The sequence below is a fragment of the Paenibacillus sp. FSL R7-0313 genome, assembly GCF_037969885.1.
GTDB lineage: Bacteria > Bacillota > Bacilli > Paenibacillales > Paenibacillaceae > Paenibacillus.
In genome coordinates, this window is the sequence record NZ_CP150219.1 from 5,727,217 (window position 1) to 5,742,738 (window position 15,522).

The window sequence follows — 15,522 nt, forward strand, 5'->3', positions numbered from 1 at the left end:
AAAGATCTTCATCGTGTAGAGTCCATTTTTTTAATAGGGAGCTTCCATAGAAAAACGTCCCATTTTACCCGCGCGCAGTTCACGCAGAAATGCTCGTGATGCCTTTTCCAGATCAATGCGTCCACCGCTTACAACACATCCACGGACACGGCCGACTTGTTCCATAATCGCAATAACACTGTCTGAATCATCTGCATCCTTGGAGAACTCCTGAAGTCCGTATCTCTCTTCCAAAGCGTCCCAGTAATAACGCATCAGGTAACTGATTCCAAAAAAGGCAATATCCTCTGCATTCAGAATTTCCTCTTTGATTGCACCTGTTACGGCAAGACGATAACCTACATTTTGATCTTCGAACTTAGGCCACAGAATACCCGGAGTATCCAATAACTCCATTTCTTTGCCTACCTTGATCCACTGTTGCCCCTTCGTCACACCAGGACGATCTCCTGTTAACGCAATACTCCGTCCAGCCAGTCGGTTAATCAGTGTTGATTTACCTACATTGGGAATCCCTACGATCAATCCGCGAACCGCACGAGGATTAATCCCTTTAGCAATTTGACGGTCAATTTTTTCTTTAAGAAGAAGCTTGGCCTGCACGGGAATATCTTTAACATTGGTTCCCGTCGAAGCATCTACAGGAAAAGCGGTAATTCCTTCTTTTTTGAAATATTCAATCCATTCTTGCGTCACTTTGGCATCTGCCAAATCCGATTTGTTCAACAAAATCATCCGGGGTTTATCCAGCAATATTTCGTCAATCATCGGATTACGGCTGGAGACAGGCAGACGGGCATCCAATAGTTCGATGACCACGTCGATGAGCTTTAACTTATCCTGAATCTGGCGTCTGGCTCGAGTCATATGACCTGGAAACCATTGTATCGTCACCTTGTCTTCACCTCATTATTTACTTCAGTTTCAGTGGTTGATCCACTTAATCTCACCGATCGGCCAGAAAATCACATCTGCACGACCAATAATATCTTTTAACGAAACATAACCGATCATACGGCTGTCTGTACTATTTGGACGGTTATCTCCCATTACAAACACGTGACCTGCCGGCACTTTGCCATCAGGGAACTGCTCATTCGGGAAATCCTTCACGTTATAGGTTCCACCATTTGCTTCAGCTGCATCAATGGCTCCTTGAATATACGTTTCATCAACCTTTTTGCCGTTAACCATCACGGTATCGTCCTGAACCTCAACTGTATCACCTTCTACAGCAATAACACGTTTAATGAAATCTCGACCTTCGGATGGTACGTGGAAGACGATAACTTCACCACGCTTCGGTTCTCTGATATCATATAAGATCTCGTTGACGATCACACGTTCACCCGTTTCAAAATTCGGCTGCATGGAAGGACCGTCCACAACAAACGGTTTGAAGAGCAACCACCGAATCAGAATGACGAGAACTAATGCGATAACAATGGCTTTAAGCCATTCAACAATTTCATTTTTGGCTTTTTTGGATCGACTGTTTTTCTCTTCGGCAGGATTGCCCCGGTCATGTTGAACTTCTTGTTCCATTCAAGATCTTCCTCTCTTCACAGTACATGTTTATAGCAGTACACACATCCAGCATTCTGTATCGTTCCAATAACTCCATGGATGGATACAAAACATTCACATCAGTTATGTAATCTTTCACCAAGCATTACAGTACATTTAATCCACAATTCAAATGCCTTCAAGAGGTTGTTCAAAAAGTCGGTACTAAAACCGGTCTTTTGAACACGCACTTCAATAACTGATTTCACAAGCCTCCCGGACTATTCCCCGCATGTGTTGCCATACCATTTTACTCGGAAGTGTACCTCCGGTTCAACTTTTCCCGGACAAAAACGAAAAGGGCTTGTCTCCAAGCCCTTCCCGGTATCCGTTATATTAACGAATTTCTTTAATTCTCGCTGCTTTACCGCGTAGTTCACGAAGATAATAAAGCTTCGCACGACGCACTTTACCACGGCGAGCCACTTCGATTCTATCGATTTTTGGGGAATGAAGCGGGAAAGCTCTTTCCACACCTACACCGTAAGAAATTTTACGAACTGTAAAAGTCTCACTGATTCCACCACCACGGCGTTTAATCACAACACCTTCGAACAATTGGATACGCTCACGAGTTCCCTCGATTACCTTAACGTGCACTTTCAAAGTGTCACCAGGACGAAAACTCGGAATATCCTTACGAAGTTGTTCTTGTGTAATCGCTTGAACGATATTCATCTATGACTCCCTCCTTCCGTACAGGCGTTCATACTTCTTCCAGAGATCACCTTGTCTCCTTCATTATCCATAGAGGACCGCCGTATTCCACATAACAGACTTATTGTATCACGCAGCATATCAAAACACAAGAGAAATTAAACAAATGCCTATTGTTCAATCTGCCGCTCTGAAACTCATCCATCACATGTTGACTTCATTCTAAAATACATTCTCTCATTGGACCGTGAATCAACGCTCTCAACTGCAAGTCAAGCTGATACAGGAAAAAATACTGTAACTTCCCGTGTAGAAATATCGTCTATGATATAACTTAATGACCACTTTAAAAGGAGAACCCCAAGACTCATGAAATATTGGAAAAAGATCACACTTGCCCTACTCGCCATGCTCATATGCTCCATTACACTGTATGCATATGCCGTAACTCATCCAACGAATGCACTGTCACACAAAGCCTGCACATCCTGGGACATAGTCAAACGTAAAGCATTCGAGCTGTCACACACTGACTTCTCTAACCAATCTGCGCTGGATCGTTCTAACTTCAAGATTGAACAAGGTACTGCTACAGAAGTTCCTGTGCTGATGTATCATTACATAGAGCCCAAATTGAATAATCATGAGACAGATAATAAATCCATCATTAATCTGGAGGATTTTGAGCAAAATATGAAATACCTGCATGATGAAGGCTACCGAACAATTACACTGGATCAGCTTGAACAATATGTTAATGGAAAGTTATCCTTACCACAGAAGTCCATTGTAATTACCTTTGATGACGGATACCAGAACAATTATACATTAGCTTACCCTGTGCTTCAGCAATATAATTTTCATGCCTCGCTGTTTGTCATAGGCAGTAAAATTCAGGAGCAACCTTCGGAATTTGAGCCCGCCATTAACAGTTTCATCTCCAAGCCAGAGATGCAGGTGGCAACCGACGTATTTGAATTCAACAGCCATACCTATAACCTGCATCACAAGGGATTTATGCGCTGTGGTAACAGTGTGCCTGTCGGTCTGGACACCAGTCTTCTGGATGATGATATCCAGCGTATGAAGCAAACCGGAATAGACACACCTTATCTGGCATATCCTTTTGGTTATACCAGTACACAGATGATCTACAAGTTACAACAACATGGATATCGCATGGCCTTTACCGTAAAGTCTGGATTTGTGCATCCAGGAGATCATCCCATGAAGCTGCCTCGCTTGACGGTCACCACAGGTACTGATTTGGCGACCTTGCTTCAACCCGAATCCAGTCCGCAGAACGAATCATCTGCATCGGAGAATGACCAGTAAAATCTACACTTTAACTTCACCGCCCGGATACAGAGTCGAGCTATACAGCCTTTTGGGCTGTGGCTTGGCTCTTTTTGCATCGGTAAGTGATAATGTCATCGGGGAGCTGGAATAAATCACTGCTTCCTCTGCGTCATAGATGATGATCTGTTCTTTCCCCGTCTGAACCAGGTCTGCATGCACCGCATATCCCTCTTTCGGGAATTCAGTAACCGTTTTCATGTCTCCATCTACCAAAGAAGGCAATACATCTCCACCTCGGCGATACGCCAAAATATAATCGAGTCCACCCTCATCCCAGTTACATACAGGCTCTATAATGGTTAACCAGCCACGAGTCTTGCGATTTTCTTTCCAAATTTCTTGGCCTGTACTATCCAGCATGAACATTCCATCCTTACCATTCTCATCCCCTCGGACAATCCGGTCCAGACCTGCAATCTGTAAACCTTTCATTCCAGAACAAAAATGGCCCAGTGCAATATGTTGTGATTCAATCGAATCTTCATAACGCCACTTCTCATTACCATAGCGGTCCATCATGACCGTCACACTGCCACCGATAACAACCTCGACTTCCCCATCACCGTCAACGTCTCCAAACCATATACAGTCAGCATGATCATCGAGATTATGACAAGACCATAATAACGTCCCATCATGATCCAGCATGTCATATCCCGCCATCACTTCATCTTTCCCATCTCCATCGATATCATATACCCATGGAAAATGTCCTGGGTTTCCCTCATGCTTCCACAACAAATTAAAATCATGGTCAAGTGCCCATAACGTCTTATAGCGGTCTTTCAGTATAATGTCCATTTTCTGTTGGTTGCCCGTCAGGTTGGCGAGAATAATGCAGTCATGTGCTTCATCACCTGGCAGATCACGTGTTTCTTTGATCTCTCCGGTCCGGCCATCCAACACGAGAAATTGTTTGTCCATGACACACAATACTTCATTATTTCCATCTCCATCCCAATCTGCGATCTGAGCGGGATAGTCTGAACCCGGACCACCTGCATCAGGATCAGGAGTTCCGACCTGCCATAGTAATGTTCCTTCCAGATCAAACGCAGTCAAACAACATACCTGATGCGGGACATACCGATCGTCTATACCCCCATCTGCCTGTACCAGCAACATTTCAAGTCTGCCATCCCCATTCAGATCTCCCAAAAGCATTTTGCAGCGTTCTCCAGCTTCGCTAATATCTGCTCTGGCGATTTCATAAGGCTGATTGCTCATCATCTTCCTCCTCAGCGTATCGTTAACATTCCATTACAGCTGAGTTCAACATAAAGAAAACCCCTGATTTTTACAACCCTATTATGTGCTCATGCAAAAATGTTCAAAGCTGCAAAAAAGTACCTCGGTCAACAATAACCAATTTAAAGGAATGATTTAAACCCACTCTAAAAACTCAAGACGATTGCCAAAAGGATCATTTATATAGAATCGTCGTACACCTTCATCTGCTCTTGCTTCGTCATCGACAATATGAATTTGGTTATGAATGAGATGATCACGTAACTGATCCAAATGTTGTACATGAAATGCCGGATGAGCTTTTGTGGCGGGAATAAAATCTTTTTGTACCCCAATATGCACTTGGTGTCTGCCACACTCGAACCATACACCACCCCGTTTTCTCAGAATTTCAGGTTTGGGAATCTCCGTCCAGCCTAACACGTTATTGAAAAAATGACGTGCCTCCGCTTCACAACCTTCTGGTGCTGCGAGCTGAATATGATCAAGACCAATAATATTGTAAGTCATTCATACACCGCCTATTGTTTCATTAAATGAAACTCAGTTTCATTTAATTATACTTGTATTTTATAAAATAAACTAATGAAAATCCAGTTTTCTTTTCAATGTACACAAAAAAAAGCCAACCTTTAGTATCAAGGTTGGCCCTTTCGAACTCTGGAAAATAATATTTACGTGTTTATACGATACAAATACTTACTCTGTGCTATTTTCACGGTTTGAGCGCATCTTTTTCAGCCAAACTCGCTCTTTATCCGTCAAATCGGCCGTTTCCAACATCTCCGGTCTGCGCTCCAGCGTACGAAGCAACGACTGTTCTCTGCGCCATGCCTCAATGTTAAGGTGATGTCCCGACAACAGCATATCCGGTACTTTCATGCCCCTAAACTCGGGTGGACGTGTGTAGTGTGGATATTCGAGGAGTCCAGTACTGAATGAATCCGTCACAGCACTTGTCTCATTACCAAGCACACCAGGGATAAGACGTACGATACTATCAATGGCAACCATAGCAGGCAACTCCCCACCCGTGAGTACGTAATCACCAATGGATAGTTCATCCGTCACGAGAAATTCGCGAATACGCTCATCGTAACCTTCATAATGTCCACATATAAAAATCAGATGATCTTCCTGCACAAGTTCTTCTGCTTTTTTCTGTGTAAACGTCTCACCTTGCGGACACATTAGAATGATACGTGGAGCTTTCATCGTTGCCGAGGCTTCTCCGCGTTGCTCCAGAACATCTTCTACAGCAGCAAAGATCGGATCTGGTTTCAGCACCATACCTCCGCCTCCGCCATAAGGGGCATCATCTACTGTATTATGTTTATTGGTCGCATAATTTCGGAAGTTGGTTGCACCAAGGGAAACGAGTCCCTTCGTTTGAGCTTTGCCCAGAATGCTTGCTCCGAACACACCGTCAAACATCTCCGGGAATAGCGTTAATACATCCACTTTCATGTTATAGCAGCCCTTCCATCAGGTGAATCTTCACTTGCTTCTGTTCGATGTCCACATCAAGTACTACATCATCAATAACGGGAATCAGCACTTCTTTACCAGCTGGCGTTTTGACAACCCACACATCATTGGCACCCGGCGTCAAAATTTCAGAGATGGTTCCAAGCGTTTCACCCTCTTCGGTGATGACTGAACACCCAACGATTTGATGGAAGTAGTATTCACCTTCGTCCAGCTCAGCCAGGTTCTCTTTTAACACTTTGGCCATGCCGCCTTTAAACTTTTCTACTTCATTAATGTTGCCGTACTCTTTCAGACGAAGAATATACATATTTTTATGCAAACGTGAAGATTCCACGTTAACCATGACTGGATGATTATCTGGTGTAAAGAAAAACAACTCTGCGTTTTTCGCGAAACGCACTTCCGGGAAATCGGTTAAAGGCATGATTCTCACCTCACCGCGAATTCCATGCGTATTAACGATTTTACCTACATTCATAAACTCTGCCATAAATCCTCCTACGAAATTAAATCAAAATAAACAGCTACTTCGACTCTCGTACGGTCGTTCCGGCGACGGTTCGTTCTTTCGATCGCTGTTACCCCCTCATTTTTTGAACTTACTTTAAAAGGTGAAAATGAGGTGATAAAGGCGAACGCTAACGCTTCTCCAGAATCGATCCCGTCCCCTGCACTGCTCCGAAGTCACTCATACCCAAAAATATTTTAATTCAATATCTAATCCAACATATTAAGTTCAGCATGCACGAAAAGGGGCTAGGACATGCATCCTAACCCCCTTTCGTATATCTTTAAGATATGATATCAACGGTAACCCGTTTATCCATCTTAACTGCTGCTGATGTGACGACCGTACGAAGTGATTTCGCGATTCGTCCCTGTTTACCAATTACTTTCCCGACATCGTCAGGATGAACGGTTAACTCATAAACGACAAGCCGGTCTTTCTCAACCGTCCGAACCGCCACATCTTCCGGATGATCGACTAAAGCCTTAGCAATTATGCTTACTAATTCTTCCATAGATGACCCTCCGAATCAGCACTTTATTTAGATAATTTAGACTCGTGGAACTTCTTCATCACGCCCGCTTTGCTAAGCAAGTTGCGGACAGTGTCAGATGCTTGTGCACCGTTTTGAAGCCATGCCAATGCTTTATCTTCATCGATCTTAACAACAGCCGGTTGTTCAACCGGGTTGTAGTAACCGATCTCCTCGATAAAACGACCGTCACGTGGGGAACGGGAATCCGATACCACTACGCGGTAGAAAGGAGCTTTGTGAGCACCCATACGTTTCAGACGAATACGAACTGCCATTTGAAAATTCACCTCCTTCAATGAAATCTGTATATGATCCAGCTTCGCTTAATTCAACGGAAAGGAAACTTCATTCCTTTGCCCATACCTTTAAGCTGCTTCATCGCTTTATTTTTGCCGCCTTTAGGTCCCATCATATCCGAGAACTGTTTCATCATGCGGCGCATCTCATCAAATTGCTTGATCAGACGATTTACTTCAGCCAGAGATGTTCCGCTTCCGGTAGCAATACGCTTCCGGCGGCTATGGTTGATCATGTCCGGGTTGCGTTTCTCTTCGGTCGTCATTGAGTAAACGATCGCTTCGATCCGGCCCATCTGTTTATCATCAACCTTCAGGTCCTTGGCTTGTTTCATCTTGCCCATGCCGGGGATCATATCCATGATCTGGTCGATTGGTCCCAGCTTTTTCACCTGATCCATCTGCTCCAGGAAATCTTCAAACGTGAATTCTGCATTACGCATCTTCCGTTCCATTTCCTTGGCTTTATCGGTATCAATGTTTAATTGTGCTTTCTCAATCAGAGATAACATATCACCCATACCGAGGATCCGTGAAGCCATACGTTCCGGGTGGAACGGCTCCAAAGCGTCAAGTTTCTCTCCAAGGGAAGCAAACTTGATTGGACAACCCGTAACTGCTTTGACGGAAAGCGCAGCACCACCACGAGTATCGCCATCCAGCTTTGTCAGGACAACACCGGTCAGATTAAGCTGCTGGTTAAAGTGTTCTGCTACGTTAACCGCATCCTGACCTGTCATACTGTCCACGACAAGCAGTACTTCATCCGGATTCACTACGCTGTGAATCTGGCGAAGTTCTTCCATCAGCTCTTCATCAACATGCAGACGTCCAGCTGTATCGATAATAACATAGTCATTACCGTTATCTTTGGCGTGTTGAAGACCTTGACGTGCGATCTCAACAGGGCTTGTCTGATCTCCCAGTGTGAATACCGGCGCTTTGATCTGCTCGCCAAGTACTTGCAACTGTTTGATCGCTGCCGGACGATAAATATCTCCTGCAACAAGCAATGGTCTGCTGTTTTGCTTTTGCAGCATTTTAGCCAGTTTACCCGATGTGGTTGTTTTACCAGCACCCTGCAAACCAACCATCATCAGCACCGTAGGCGGTTTGTTTGCTTTAGCCAGTTTGGCCTGGCTTCCACCCATCAAATCCGTTAGTTCCTTGTTAACGATGTCGATGATGACCATTCCTGGCGTGAAGCTCTCCATCACTTCTTTGCCAACAGCCTTCTCTTTCACCTTGGCGATGAATTCCTTGACCACTTTGAAGTTTACATCCGCTTCGAGCAATGCCAGACGTACCTCGCGCATAGCCTCGGCTACATCTTCATCAGACACCTTGCCTTTGCCGCGCAGCTTGCTGAACACATTCTGTAATCGGGTCGTTAATCCTTCAAATGCCATGATCCCACCTCCTTAAGCTTTAATACTGTTTTCAAGACCGATACGTTCCGCTCAGCCAATTTTCATTCACTAAGCTGAGCAACGATATCGTGTATTTGTTTGTTGTTATCAATGGAGACGCCTGCGCGTTCCAATGCATTTTGCAAATCTTCAAGATTGCGATTACGCCGTTCATGCTTTCCCAGCAAGCCCAGCTTGCTTTCGTAATTTTCCAGCACTTGTTCGGCACGCTTGATATGCTCGTATACCGCCTGGCGGCTGATCTCAAACTCGGCTGCAATTTCACCAAGTGAGAAATCGTCATGAAAGTAATACTTTAGAAAAGTCTGCTGTTTCTCGGTAAGTAACAATTCATAAAAAGCAAACAGCAAGTTAATCCGGTTTGTCTTCTCAAGCCGGTTTTCTTGACTCACATCGGGGCACTCCCTTCGTCAAGGAAAAACACTTTACACTCTTGCAACGTTCCTAATAATACCTAAAACAAATCAGGTTGTCAAGCAAAAATACTTGTCACAATAAAAACAGCTCTGATGATATGTTATTTCGATGTTTAACGGGTGGTTTATACTCTTTTTCACTACAAGCAAATCCTGTCTGTATCTCTACGATCCACCTATGTAGAAGAAAAACGAATGCTTCTCAGTTCGTGGAGATGCATTCGTTTACGGTGTTCTAGCGAAGTGGTGTCAGGTACAGCAGTACCATAAAGAAATGAAGAATACTGCCTGCTAGCACAAAGAGATGCCAAATCGCATGGTGGTAAGGAAATCCACGCCACATATAAAAAAGCGTACCCAGTGTATACATCAGGCCTCCAGCAACCAGCAGCACAATTCCACCTGTAGGAATGGCAGCCATAAGCGGTTGCCAGGCAATAACGATGAGCCAGCCCATCGCAATATAGAAAATCGTCGACATGAATAAAAACTTTTTCGTGAAAAACGCCTTAAAGATCACGCCGAATAATGCGACTCCCCAGATTATACCGAACAGGGTCCATCCAAGTGTACCCCGAACAGCAATAAACAAAAGCGGAGTGTACGATCCCGCAATAAACAAATAAATGGAAGAATGGTCGAAAATCTCAAATAAATCTTTCACTTTTCCATCTTTCCATGCATGCACGAGTGTAGAACTCGTATAGAGCAGCAGCATGGTGATCCCGTAGATCGTGAAACTGACCACATGCCAAGCTGTGCCTTTCATACTTGAAAATACAATCAATATCACCAGTGCAGCTACACTGAGTGCAGCACCGATTCCATGTGTCACCGCATTGGCGACTTCTTCACGGCGAGAATAGGTATGAGTATTGGCCATTTTCAACCGTCCTTTCTAACCCTTTAGCATTGCCTGCTTTATTCTCATTATACACGTATTGCCAGTGACATTACACGTGACACTTATCACGTATATCACTGGCAATTACGGTTAACGCTATTAAATTCAACCTATTAATTAATGCTTCTAGGAATTAGCTTCCTCTTCTTCAGCACTCTCAGCTGGCTGTTCCTGGATCAATCCGGCGAACAAAGCATGCACAAATTGCTCCGAATCAAACGGCTGCAGATCATCAATTTTCTCACCCAGCCCCACGAGTTTCACTGGCAAGTCCAGCTCCTGACGGATCGCAACAACGATCCCACCTTTGGCTGTTCCATCCAGTTTTGTCAGTACGAGGCCAGTTACGCCGCTTTTCTCACCGAAAAGTTTGGCTTGATTCAAAGCATTTTGACCTGTTGTTGCATCCAGTACCATCAGTACTTCATGCGGAGCATCCGGAATTTCACGCTGAATGACACGATATATCTTGTTAAGCTCGTCCATCAGGTTCGATTTGTTTTGCAGACGACCTGCTGTATCACAGAGGAGAACATCCGCACCCCGTTGTTTAGCTGCCTGTACCGCATCATACATAACCGCTGCTGGATCAGAACCAGATTGCTGTTTGATAACATCGACACCGGCACGTTGTCCCCATACTTCCAGCTGTTCGATGGCTCCGGCACGGAACGTATCTCCAGCTGCCATGATGACTTTTTTACCTTGCTGTTTAAATCGATGCGCCAGCTTGCCAATCGTTGTTGTTTTACCAACACCGTTAACACCAACGAACAAAATAACGGTAATGCCATCCGGATTCATTTTCAGTTCGTTATTCTGTTCACCGCGAAGAAGATCCGTCAGTTTCTCAGACAGTACAGGCTGCAGCTCAGCCGCGTCCTCGATTTTGCGTTTTTTCACCTCAACGCGCAGGTCTTCGATCAGATTCATGACTGTATTCACGCCAACGTCTGCTCCGATCAAAATCTCTTCCAGTTCTTCATAGAACTCTTCATCGATTTTTTTACGGCGGATAACGAGATCTGACACTTTTTCCACTAACCCTTTACGTGTCTTTTCCAATCCATCCTTGAACTGTTTGGTGACCGACTCCGTTTTGCTTGCAATGCTGTCTCTCAGCTTTTTAAAAAAACTCATAAAGCCCCTCCATCGTGTACATAATCTAAGCGCTTTTGCAAAAATGCTCAATCTGAATGATTTTCAATAATTACAATGAGTTCATTTATCTCACAGGTTTGGATCAGATCAGGCAATTACTGCTTCCTCATCTTCCAGTTTAACCGAAACGAGCTTGGATACTCCGCCCTCTTCCATCGTAACACCGTACAGCACATCAGCCTCTTCCATCGTACCTTTACGATGGGTAACAACGATGAACTGTGTCTGTTCGGAGAATTCACGCAAGTACTGGGCAAAACGTACCACGTTAGCTTCGTCCAGCGCTGCCTCTACTTCATCCAGCACGCAGAATGGTACAGGTTTGACATGCAGAATAGCAAATAACAAAGCCATCGCCGTCAAAGCCCGCTCCCCACCGGATAACAGTTGCAGGTTTTGCAGTTTCTTGCCTGGTGGCTGAGCCACAATATCTATTCCCGTTTCAAGCAAACGCTCCGGGTCCATCAGAACAAGGTCAGCACGTCCCCCGCCAAACAGCTTGGTAAACACGGTACCGAACTCACGGCGGATTGCATCAAACGTGATCTTGAACCGCTTCGCCATCTCGTCTTCCATTTCCCGAATAACCTGATACAACGTTGTTTTGGCTTCCACCAGGTCATTCTTCTGTTCACTCAGGAACTCGTATCGCTCATTGACTCGCTGGAACTCCTCAATCGCTCCCAGGTTCACATCACCCAGGGAGGATATGCTGCGCTTCAGCTTCTGTACCTCTGCCTGTGTATGCTCCACGTCTTCCGGCACAGGATAACGCTCTTTGGCCAGTTCATAACCCAGTTCGTATTCATCCGTCAGCTTTCGCAATATATTTTCCAGCTCAACATCCAACCGGTTCACGGAAATTTCCGTCTGTCGCATCTGCTCTTCCACAGCTTTTAACTGCGTGCGCTGTTCCTTCGTTTCGCTCTCGGCAAGCTCAAGTTTTTTCGACAACTCACTCCGGGCAGCACGTTTGAAGTCCAGCTCCTGGGAAGCTTCCGCTTTTTTCAGCTTGTACTGGTTCAGATCTTCAATCTGCTTAACACTCTCGGTTTGTGTTTTCTTGAGATCTGCTTCCATCGAAGCCAGCAACGTGCGATTCTGACGCAGATCTTTGACCAGCGACTCCACTTCACGCTCCAGACGCCGCAATTGTTCTCCATTGGAGAATCGCTCCTGATCAAGCTTGCCTTCGCGCACTTTCAATTCGGTGAGTTGGCTCTGCAATTCTTCCTTCGCGGATTCATTGGCTTTTCGGGCAAACTCAGCTGCATGAATGGCACGATGAGTCGCTTTTTCTTCCTCTTCAAGCTGCTCCAGCTTCTTCACAGCAACGATGCGAGCCGTATCCAGCTCTTTGATCTCTTCGGTAAACCCGCTCTTCTCCTGCCCGGCAACGGCCACCTGTTCAAGCACGTGGCGAAGCTCATGCTCTACCTGCTTCATTTCCATCGAAGCCTGCTGTTCTGCATTTCGGGTATCGTCACCGGACTGACGAAGTTCATCCAGTTTGTCCTGACACTGCTCCAGTTGAACTTTTACATCATCCACACTGCGATGCAGTTTCACGATCTGATTTTCGGTGTCCAAAATATCCTGGTCGAGCTGGTCCAGCTGCCGTTTCCGGCTGAGCAGACTCACATTTTTCTTGTGCTGGCTACCACCCGTCATGGAACCACCCGCATTGACCACGTCACCTTCAAGCGTCACGACCCGGAAACGATACTGGCAGCGAGCCGCAATTTTATTGGCGACCTCCAGCGTTTCAGCAATAATAACATTACCTAACAGACTGCCAATGATCGAAGCATACTTGGATTCGAATTGTACGAGATCAGCACCGATCCCCACAAAACCCTCCATACCTTCGATCATGGAACGTTCAGCCGCTCCAATGGCACGAGGACGAATGACATCCAGAGGCAGGAACGTTGCACGCCCCAACTGGCGTTGCTTCAGGAAAGCGATTGCCTGTCTGGAAACTGATTCATTTTCCATGACCACATGTTGCAAGGATGCTCCCATTGCTGTCTCTACCGCAAGCTCGATCTTTTCGGGAACTTTAACGAGTTCAGCCACAGCTCCATGAACACCGGTAAGCGTGCCTTTACGCGAAGCCTTGAGAACCTCCTTGACACCCAGCATGAATCCGTCAAAATCATCCTGCATCTCTTTCATCGTATCGCGGCGGGAGACCTGAGCTTCACGCTTCTGTTCCCATTTACGAACTGTGCCCCGACTTTCTTCGAGCAGCTTCTGCAGCGACTGGAGTCGTTCACTTTCCGTAATGTAACCACCACGTAGATCACTGATTTCTTTGCCCAAGCGAACAACTTTTTTCTCAATGTCCGCTTTGCGACTTTCCAGTGTCTCTTTCTGCTCTTCCCATTTGCCTGATTCTTCAGCCGCGCGATTCATTCTGCGCTCCAGCGTTTCTTTCTGCTGATCCACATAACGAATTTCATTGCGTGTCTGAGCCATCTGATTCATCAGTTCCAGCAAGTTGCCTTTGAGGCTTTCCTCTTGCTGTTGACTAATGCCACCTGTAACACCGATGAGTTTGGCTTCTTCCTGGGACAACTGATTTCTCACATCATTCAGTTCATGCTCAAGTTTGCCAAACTTCTCACGTAGTGCAAGCAGCTCGGTTTCCCGTTCGCGATGTCTCTCTTCACTCGCAGCAAGTGTTACTTTGAGCTGCTCCTGATTTGTTTGCAGATGGTGGGAACGCTCCTTGAGCAATTCTCCAAGCCCTTCACTTTTCTCTGTCGCTTCACTGAATTGCAATAAGGCGGCTTGCAGTTGCTCTGTCTCTGTTTCCAGGATACGCAGCGCATTCCGATCATTTTCCAGCTTGGCATCATGCGTAGAGACAATCGCTGCGAGTCCAACCTCTTCCTGTTTTAGCGATTGCAGGCGCTCATTCGCCTTACTCCAGGAAGCATGAATCTGTTCGATCTGGTACACATACATGGAAATTTCCTGTGATTTGAGCTGAGAACGAAGTTCCTTATAGTGGATCGCTTTCTCTGATTGTTCTTTTAGCGGTCCAATCTGATCTTCCAGTTCAGTCACCAGGTCATGAATACGCAGCAAATTCTGCTCTGTCTCATCCAGTTTGCGCGTTGCATCCCGCTTGCGGGATTTATATTTAACGATACCTGAAGCTTCTTCAAAGATACCTCTGCGATCCTCCGAACGGGTACTCAGAATCTCTTCGATTCGCCCCTGTCCAATAATCGAGTACGCTTCCTTACCAATGCCGGTATCCATAAACAACTCCGTGATATCCTTCAAACGACAAGATTGCTTGTTAATAAAATATTCACTATCTCCGCTGCGATGTACACGACGAGTCACCGTCACCTCACCGAAATCCAATGCAAGTGCGTGATCCTCGTTATCAAGCGTTAGCGACACCTCACCGAAATTAACAGCTTTCCGTGCGTCACTGCCTGCAAAGATGATATCTTCCATCTTGCCACCACGCAGCGACTTGGCACTTTGTTCCCCCAGAACCCAGCGAATTCCGTCCGATATATTACTCTTGCCACTTCCGTTCGGACCTACAACAGCCGTAATGCCACGAACGAATTCCATCTCCGTTTTGTCGGCGAATGACTTGAATCCACCCAATTCGATCCGTTTTAAAAACATAGGGTTTCTCGTCACCTCCTCTTGCAAATTTCAAGTATTGCATTCAAGCGCCTAAATAAATTGAACCATTGTCATTACACATGATCACTCCAATTGCAGTACCATCCTCCGATCGCTCTTATCCCCAGATTTTCTTGATTCCCTTATCCAAGGGAAAAATCCGTTGATAAATGCGGAGCATATGCTTCCGATGTAGCTTTCTTTCAGAAAGCTTTTAGCTTCGCTTCTTCAGATTGGTTCTGCACTCTTCGTTTTGTGTAAAATAAGGTTCACTTATTTAGTTAACGATCAGGT

General features: G+C 45.4%; 15 protein-coding genes. 1 reads left to right on the forward strand and 14 read right to left on the reverse strand.

The genetic code is table 11. The features are described 5' to 3' along the window. Positions 1-30 precede the first annotated feature (30 nt). The 3 genes from ylqF to rplS all read right to left on the reverse strand — a co-directional run bounded on the left by ylqF (position 31) and on the right by rplS (position 2,244). Positions 31-894 carry a ribosome biogenesis GTPase YlqF gene (gene ylqF / locus NSQ38_RS24880; protein ID WP_062833774.1) on the reverse strand — a complete coding sequence of 288 codons (864 nt, stop codon included), beginning with the start codon at positions 892-894 and terminating at the stop codon, positions 31-33. Positions 895-924: 30 nt separating this feature from the next. After that, entirely contained in the window at positions 925-1,545 is a 621-nt protein-coding gene (gene lepB, locus NSQ38_RS24885) for a signal peptidase I (RefSeq protein ID WP_017689211.1), read from the reverse strand. Positions 1,546-1,902: 357 nt separating this feature from the next. Further along, positions 1,903-2,244 (reverse strand): 50S ribosomal protein L19, encoded by a 342-nt coding sequence (rplS, locus tag NSQ38_RS24890; RefSeq protein ID WP_024630190.1) that lies wholly within the window; start codon positions 2,242-2,244, stop codon positions 1,903-1,905. A gap of 348 nt (positions 2,245-2,592) precedes the next feature. On the opposite strand from rplS, the gene NSQ38_RS24895 reads away from it, so the two are divergent. Next, positions 2,593-3,558, forward strand: a complete 966-nt coding sequence (locus NSQ38_RS24895; RefSeq protein WP_339784587.1) for a polysaccharide deacetylase family protein — start codon at positions 2,593-2,595, stop codon at positions 3,556-3,558. Between the two features lie 3 nt (positions 3,559-3,561). Here the strand turns inward: NSQ38_RS24895 and NSQ38_RS24900 are convergent, their stop codons facing one another. From NSQ38_RS24900 to smc, 11 genes are all read right to left on the reverse strand, one after another. Next, the gene (locus tag NSQ38_RS24900; RefSeq protein ID WP_339790693.1) at positions 3,562-4,809 is read right to left on the reverse strand and encodes a hypothetical protein; all 1,248 of its coding nucleotides are present in this window, start codon (positions 4,807-4,809) and stop codon (positions 3,562-3,564) included. Positions 4,810-4,965: 156 nt separating this feature from the next. Beyond that, positions 4,966-5,340, reverse strand: a complete 375-nt coding sequence (locus tag NSQ38_RS24905; RefSeq protein ID WP_289391993.1) for a VOC family protein — start codon at positions 5,338-5,340, stop codon at positions 4,966-4,968. A gap of 189 nt (positions 5,341-5,529) precedes the next feature. Continuing rightward, on the reverse strand, positions 5,530-6,297 hold the full coding sequence (trmD, locus tag NSQ38_RS24910) for a tRNA (guanosine(37)-N1)-methyltransferase TrmD (protein WP_289391992.1): 768 nt from the start codon (positions 6,295-6,297) through the stop codon (positions 5,530-5,532). A 1-nt stretch (position 6,298) separates the two neighbouring features. Next, positions 6,299-6,811, reverse strand: coding sequence for a ribosome maturation factor RimM (gene rimM / locus NSQ38_RS24915; RefSeq protein WP_091031941.1), 513 nt, complete (start codon positions 6,809-6,811; stop codon positions 6,299-6,301). 301 nt (positions 6,812-7,112) lie between these two features. Beyond that, positions 7,113-7,343, reverse strand: coding sequence for a KH domain-containing protein (locus tag NSQ38_RS24920; protein WP_024630185.1), 231 nt, complete (start codon positions 7,341-7,343; stop codon positions 7,113-7,115). Between the two features lie 23 nt (positions 7,344-7,366). Continuing rightward, entirely contained in the window at positions 7,367-7,639 is a 273-nt protein-coding gene (gene rpsP, locus NSQ38_RS24925; protein WP_017689219.1) for a 30S ribosomal protein S16, read from the reverse strand. Between the two features lie 53 nt (positions 7,640-7,692). Further along, positions 7,693-9,069: a signal recognition particle protein gene (ffh, locus tag NSQ38_RS24930; RefSeq protein WP_062833767.1), complete on the reverse strand. Its 1,377-nt coding sequence runs from the start codon at positions 9,067-9,069 to the stop codon at positions 7,693-7,695. A 62-nt stretch (positions 9,070-9,131) separates the two neighbouring features. Further along, the gene (ylxM, locus tag NSQ38_RS24935; RefSeq protein ID WP_339784590.1) at positions 9,132-9,482 is read right to left on the reverse strand and encodes a YlxM family DNA-binding protein; all 351 of its coding nucleotides are present in this window, start codon (positions 9,480-9,482) and stop codon (positions 9,132-9,134) included. A gap of 259 nt (positions 9,483-9,741) precedes the next feature. Further along, the gene (locus NSQ38_RS24940) at positions 9,742-10,389 is read right to left on the reverse strand and encodes a hemolysin III family protein (RefSeq protein WP_315936347.1); all 648 of its coding nucleotides are present in this window, start codon (positions 10,387-10,389) and stop codon (positions 9,742-9,744) included. A 147-nt stretch (positions 10,390-10,536) separates the two neighbouring features. Beyond that, positions 10,537-11,550, reverse strand: a complete 1,014-nt coding sequence (gene ftsY / locus NSQ38_RS24945; RefSeq protein ID WP_091031943.1) for a signal recognition particle-docking protein FtsY — start codon at positions 11,548-11,550, stop codon at positions 10,537-10,539. Positions 11,551-11,658: 108 nt separating this feature from the next. After that, positions 11,659-15,228 (reverse strand): chromosome segregation protein SMC, encoded by a 3,570-nt coding sequence (gene smc / locus NSQ38_RS24950; protein ID WP_105598192.1) that lies wholly within the window; start codon positions 15,226-15,228, stop codon positions 11,659-11,661. Positions 15,229-15,522: the final 294 nt, after the last annotated feature.

Bases quoted from the DNA above. Each gene is read 5' to 3' on its own strand.
- lepB (WP_017689211.1), bottom strand. From the start codon at position 1,545: ATGGAACAAGAAGTTCAACATGACCGGGGCAATCCTGCCGAAGAGAAA.
- rplS (WP_024630190.1), bottom strand. From the start codon at position 2,244: ATGAATATCGTTCAAGCGATTACACAAGAACAACTTCGTAAGGATATT.
- NSQ38_RS24895 (WP_339784587.1), top strand. From the start codon at position 2,593: ATGAAATATTGGAAAAAGATCACACTTGCCCTACTCGCCATGCTCATA.
- NSQ38_RS24900 (WP_339790693.1), bottom strand. From the start codon at position 4,809: ATGAGCAATCAGCCTTATGAAATCGCCAGAGCAGATATTAGCGAAGCT.
- NSQ38_RS24905 (WP_289391993.1), bottom strand. From the start codon at position 5,340: ATGACTTACAATATTATTGGTCTTGATCATATTCAGCTCGCAGCACCA.
- trmD (WP_289391992.1), bottom strand. From the start codon at position 6,297: ATGAAAGTGGATGTATTAACGCTATTCCCGGAGATGTTTGACGGTGTG.
- rimM (WP_091031941.1), bottom strand. From the start codon at position 6,811: ATGGCAGAGTTTATGAATGTAGGTAAAATCGTTAATACGCATGGAATT.
- NSQ38_RS24920 (WP_024630185.1), bottom strand. From the start codon at position 7,343: ATGGAAGAATTAGTAAGCATAATTGCTAAGGCTTTAGTCGATCATCCG.
- rpsP (WP_017689219.1), bottom strand. From the start codon at position 7,639: ATGGCAGTTCGTATTCGTCTGAAACGTATGGGTGCTCACAAAGCTCCT.
- ffh (WP_062833767.1), bottom strand. From the start codon at position 9,069: ATGGCATTTGAAGGATTAACGACCCGATTACAGAATGTGTTCAGCAAG.
- NSQ38_RS24940 (WP_315936347.1), bottom strand. From the start codon at position 10,389: ATGGCCAATACTCATACCTATTCTCGCCGTGAAGAAGTCGCCAATGCG.
- ftsY (WP_091031943.1), bottom strand. From the start codon at position 11,550: ATGAGTTTTTTTAAAAAGCTGAGAGACAGCATTGCAAGCAAAACGGAG.
- smc (WP_105598192.1), bottom strand. From the start codon at position 15,228: ATGTTTTTAAAACGGATCGAATTGGGTGGATTCAAGTCATTCGCCGAC.